General features: G+C 27.0%; 2 protein-coding genes. Both read left to right on the forward strand.

What is annotated here, in order from left to right:
• The coding region (locus B2W91_RS00995) for a condensation domain-containing protein (protein ID WP_291578392.1) at window positions 1–2,663 on the forward strand (2,663 nt) is incomplete at its 5' end.
• 83 nt (window positions 2,664–2,746) lie between these two features.
• A partial coding sequence (locus tag B2W91_RS01000) for an AMP-binding protein (protein ID WP_422653263.1) occupies window positions 2,747–4,038 on the forward strand: 1,292 nt, incomplete at its 3' end.

Consider the following 4,038-nt stretch of genomic DNA (forward strand, 5'->3'; position numbering starts at 1 on the left):
ATTTAGCTTATGTTATTTATACTTCCGGAACAACTGGTAGACCTAAAGGGGTAATGGTGGAACATCATAGCTTAATTAATTATTGTAATTCTATTATAAAAAAGGTATCTTTAACATCAAGTGATGAAGCAGCATTATTATCTTCATATGCATTTGATTTAGGATATACTACATTATTTACGGCACTAATTGCAGGAATAAAATTAAATATTGTATCTGAAAAAACTTATAAAAATCCCCAAAAACTAATAGAATTACTTAAAACAGATATTGCTTATGTAAAAATGACACCTTCGTTGTTTAATGTAATAGTTAATTCTCAAGATGATAAAACAATATTTGAAGGCAGCAAGTTAAGGTTGATAATATTAGGTGGAGAGCCAATAAATATAAAAGAAGAAGAGAAATTCATGACGATGAATGATACTAAGAATATAAGTATAATGAATCATTATGGGCCAACAGAAAGTACGGTAGGATGTATAGCAACAATAATTGATTCAGAAAATATAAGTAATTTTAGCAATGTAATAGGTAGACCTCTTAATAATATAAAAGCTTATATCTTAGATAAATATAATAATATTTTACCAATTGAAGTACAAGGCGAGTTATGTATAAGTGGGGAGGGGTTAGCAAGAGGATATTTAAATAGAACAGATTTAACAAGTAAAAAGTTTGTGGATAATCCATTTGAACCAGGAACTAAGATGTACAAAACAGGAGACTTAGCTAGATGGTTACCTAATGGAAATATAGAATTCCTAGGAAGAATAGATAATCAAGTTAAGATAAGAGGATTCAGAATCGAACTTGGTGAGATTGAAAATAAATTATTGCAACATGAAGAGGTTAAAGAAGCAACAGTTATAGCGATAAACGGTAAGGATGATGATAAGCACATTTGCTCATATATAGTAAGTGATAAAGAAGTCAGTGAGCTAAGCTTAAGAGAATACTTAAAAGAAAGCTTACCAGAATATATGATCCCAGCTTATTTTGTGCAATTAGAAAAGATGCCACTAACAGCTAATGGAAAGTTGGATAGGAAGAGTCTGCCTAATCCTAATTTTGAAAAAAGATCAACTAATTATCAATCACCAAGAAATAGTGTAGAAAAGGCTTTGGTGAATATATGGAATCAAGTCTTAGAGGTTAATAATATTGGGGTAAAGGATAATTTTTTTGAGCTAGGTGGAAATTCACTAAAAGCCATGCAGTTAGTATCTAAAATTCAAAAAGAATTCAAGGTTAACATTCTAATTGCTGATATATTGGATTTGATAACAATAGAGAAGATTGCTGCGTGTATAAGTGATAATAAGTTTGTTAATGTTTCATATGAACAATTAAGAGCGGTGGAAAAAAGACCATACTACTCAGCAACTCCTAGCCAAAAGAGAATGTTTATTTTACAAAGCTTGAAGCCATTAGACACTGCTTATAATGTACAAACAATTAAGAGGATAAAAGGTAATTTAAATATAAAAAAATTAGAACAATGTTTTATTGAACTTATTTATAGACACGAAGCCCTTAGGACACACTTTGAGTTAGACGGAAATGAAGTGATTCAAGTAGTTGATGAATTTTTTGATTTTAAAATTAAAGTAGTAGAAAAAAATAATAATCATATGGATAGTTTAATTTTAGAATCAATTAAACCTTTTGATTTAAGCAAATCACCTTTAGTAAGAGTTGTTATTATTAAAAACTATAATGATGAATATGTAGCAGTTATAGACACTCATCATATATGTACAGATGCACTTACTTTTAAAATTTTAATAAGTGAATTAGAGCAATTGTATAATGGGATTAGTTTAGATAAAGTGCAGTTTCAATATAAGGATTTTTCTTGTTGGCAAGTTGATTTTTTGCAATCATATTTAATTAATAGTCAAAAGAGGTATTGGTTTAATAAGCTTAGTAGTTATGACTATACAAAAGATATATTTCAAAAGTATAGATTAAATTATAGCTCAAAAGGAAGTGGAAAAAGGATCAAATTCAACATAGGAAATAGGTTAAAATCTCAATTGGAAAAATTGTGTGGTAGCCAAGAAGTAACTTTATATAGTGTTTTATTAACTGCCTATTTTATTTTATTATATAAATTTTCAAATGAAGAGGATATAGTTATAGGAACACCTATAGGAGGAAGACATTATCCTAACTTAGATAAAATAGTTGGAGTTTTTATTAATACATTGGCAATAAGAGCGACTTTCAATGAAGATGATAGTGTTGGGCAGCTAGTGGAACAAATCAAAGAAACAATGTATGAAGCCTTTTCAAATCAAGACTATCCCTTTGACTATGTTATTAATGATCTAAATATTGAAAGAAAAGAAAATAATAACCCATTATTTAATATTATGTTTACATTAAATAATGTTAACTATAAAAATTTAAATTTATTAAATCTAGATGTGGAAGAATATTATATAAATTATACTAATTTGATGGTTGATCTATCATTAGATGGAGAAATTTTAGATGAAGAGTTAACATTTGTATTAGAGTATAATAATATGATTTTTAATAAAGTAATAATAGATAAATTTATATATAATTATATGAAAATTTTGAGAAATATGATAAATTGGAATATTAAAATAGGGGATATGCAAATAGAAGAATTTAACATCAACAAAAGGTAATTTAAAAGTATTTACTGAGTTTCTTGTATAAAACAATTAATGTAAAGGGAGTACTAGGAGATATGGATAAAAAAATTGAAAATATGGTTGTGTTTAGTAGTAAGTTCAAAGAAGAAAGAGAATACTGGACTGAAAAATTATCGGGGGAGATAGGTATTCCTAAATTCAGAATGGGATCTAATGATAATAGTAAAAAAGAATACGAAACAAAAAGTTATTCCTGCGAATTTTGTACTGAGTTATCAAAAAAAATTATGGTATTATCAAATAACTCAGAGTTTAGTGTTTATATAATTTTATTATCAGCTGTGAGTTTTTTATTAAATAGATATAGTGAAAGTAAGGATATAATGCTTGGAATGCCTTTATTAAAAAATGGTGATCACTCAGATGGCTTTAATAAAGCCTTACCTTTAAGACTTGATATTAATGATGATATCACATTTAAACAACTTTTGGGTTATGTTGCACAAGAAGTAAAAGTTGTTTATAAATTAAGCAATTTTCCAATACAAAAGGTTTTTGAAGTTACTCAGAGAAAGGATTTTAACGATATAAATAATTTATTTGAGACAGTTGTGTTATTAAGAAATATACATAGTGAAGATAAAATTAGCGAAGTGCCAAGTAATCTTTTATTTTGCTTTATGATAAAAGATAACAAAATAGAATTAGAAATAAAGTATAATTTTTATATGTATGAAGAATCACAGATAAATCAAATAAAAAATCATATGATATATTGCTTAGAAAATTTGATGAATAATTTTGATAGCAAATTATATGATGTTGAATTGCTAAATGACAAAGAGAAGAATCAAATACTATATAATTTTAATGATACAAAAGTAGATTATCCAAAGGATAAGACAATACAAGAATTATTTGAGTTACAAGTGGAAAAAACACCAGATAATATTGNNGTTAAAGCAGACTCTATAGTAGCAATAATGGTTGAAAGATCTTTTGAGATGATTGTAGGAATAATGGCAATCTTGAAAGCTGGAGGAGCATACCTACCGATAGATCCGAAATATCCTAAGGATAGAATAGGATATATTTTAAAAGACAGTGAATCTAAGATACTATTAAGTAAATCAGAGTTCTTAGAAACTATAGACTTCGAAGGAATAGTAATAGATTTATTTAAAGATGATTTATTTAATAGAGAGTTAAATAATCTAGATAAAATAAATACCTCAAAGAATTTAGCCTATGTTATCTATACTTCAGGAACAACTGGAAATCCAAAGGGGGCAATGATTGAACATAGAGCATTAGTTAATAGGTTATTATGGATGCAAAATAAATATCCGATAAATGAAAGTGATACAATTTTACAAAAAACAACTTATACTTTTGATGTGTCTGTTTT

This window comes from Clostridium sp. UBA6640 (assembly GCF_002455975.1).
GTDB lineage: Bacteria > Bacillota > Clostridia > Clostridiales > Clostridiaceae > Clostridium_J.